Annotated in this window: 1 protein-coding gene; it reads right to left on the bottom strand. The window is 34.9% G+C overall.

The features are described 5' to 3' along the window. Positions 1-48: 48 nt before the first annotated feature. Complete coding sequence (locus LIV57_RS22835; RefSeq protein WP_227944447.1) at positions 49-1113, bottom strand: IS110 family transposase; 1065 nt, start codon at positions 1111-1113, stop codon at positions 49-51. Positions 1114-1187: the final 74 nt, after the last annotated feature.

Here is a 1187-nt window from a genome sequence, read left to right as displayed (position 1 = left end):
GGCTTTAGATTCTGTGTTAACTTCCAAATATTTTTTATACATTTATATTTATAAAAGCGACCTTGAGTTAGCTTGCGTAGGGTGAACGTCTTTGATTTTTACCCTACTTTCTTCAAAATCTATCTGGTAAAAAGTTTTATTTTTAAATAAAATATACATCAGTTCCAAGAGTTTTCTTTGTACAGCAACCAATCCCTTCATTTTAATTCCTGTTTTTTCTGTAATTCTTTGAAACAAATCCTGATGGTTTTTATTCATTTTGACGGCTGTCATGGCAGGAAAATGTAATGTTTTTCGAATATTTTTATTTCCTTTCTTACTAATTCTTGGCTTACCTTTTATTGATGTTCCGGACTGTTTCTCGCGGATATCTAATCCTGCATAACTTACCAGTTGTTTTTTATTTCTGATTAGCTCAAAACCATTGGTTTCAGCTAAAACAGCAATTGCCGTTGATTTTCCAATACCCGGAATACTGCTCAACAGATTAACTCCCCTGGTAGCCTCAGGACTTTTCTTTACCTGTGCAAGCATATCCTCATTAATTTCTTTCTCCTGTTTTTTCAATAACGAAATACGCTCGGTCAGCCGTTTTATGGTTCTTGAATTCGGTAGAGCCTGAGTCTTTTCAGCATGCAGCTGATTCATACACCTTACCCTTTCCTGAATAACCTGGTTTTTCTCGCGGCTTAGCTGCTGAAGTTCTTTATACACAAGGTTTGCGGGTTGCCATAATTCTAGTTTTCTGCTTAAACCAAACTGTGTAATAGCTATGGAACAGCTTTTATCGGTAATGGTTTTGATATCCAGAGTCCTGATGAAATTACTGATCTTATTAGGCAGCACAATGACTGTTTTTTCTTCCTTTGCATAAAGAAAATGAGCAAATCTTTCATGATACACCCCCGTAGCCTCCATGACAAAAATAACCTCTATATTAAGTGTCTTTTTGCTGTACACCCATTTAAGAAGTGATTCAAAGCCTTTTTCGCTGTTGCTAAAAACTTTATAATCTTTGATTTCTGTACTTAGATCTTCCATTAATTTGCCAAAACTTGCCACCAGTTCATCTTTGGCTACATCTATTCCTACAACCTGTTTTAATGCACTCATATTTTTATTTTTAAATAAAAGCAAGTCTTCCTTCGTTTTGTCTCCTGATTATTATCCAAGATATCTTTTTCGAT

Origin of the sequence: Chryseobacterium sp. X308 (assembly GCF_020733145.1) — a bacterium.
Taxonomy (GTDB): domain Bacteria; phylum Bacteroidota; class Bacteroidia; order Flavobacteriales; family Weeksellaceae; genus Chryseobacterium; species Chryseobacterium cupriresistens.
The sequence above is the reverse complement of the archived record's forward strand: the minus strand, read 5'-3'. Positions and strand labels throughout refer to the sequence as shown.

What these genes read in the sequence shown, in the direction of transcription:
- LIV57_RS22835 (WP_227944447.1), bottom strand. Translation starts at nt 1,113, where the DNA reads ATGAGTGCATTAAAACAGGTTGTAGGAATAGATGTAGCCAAAGATGAA.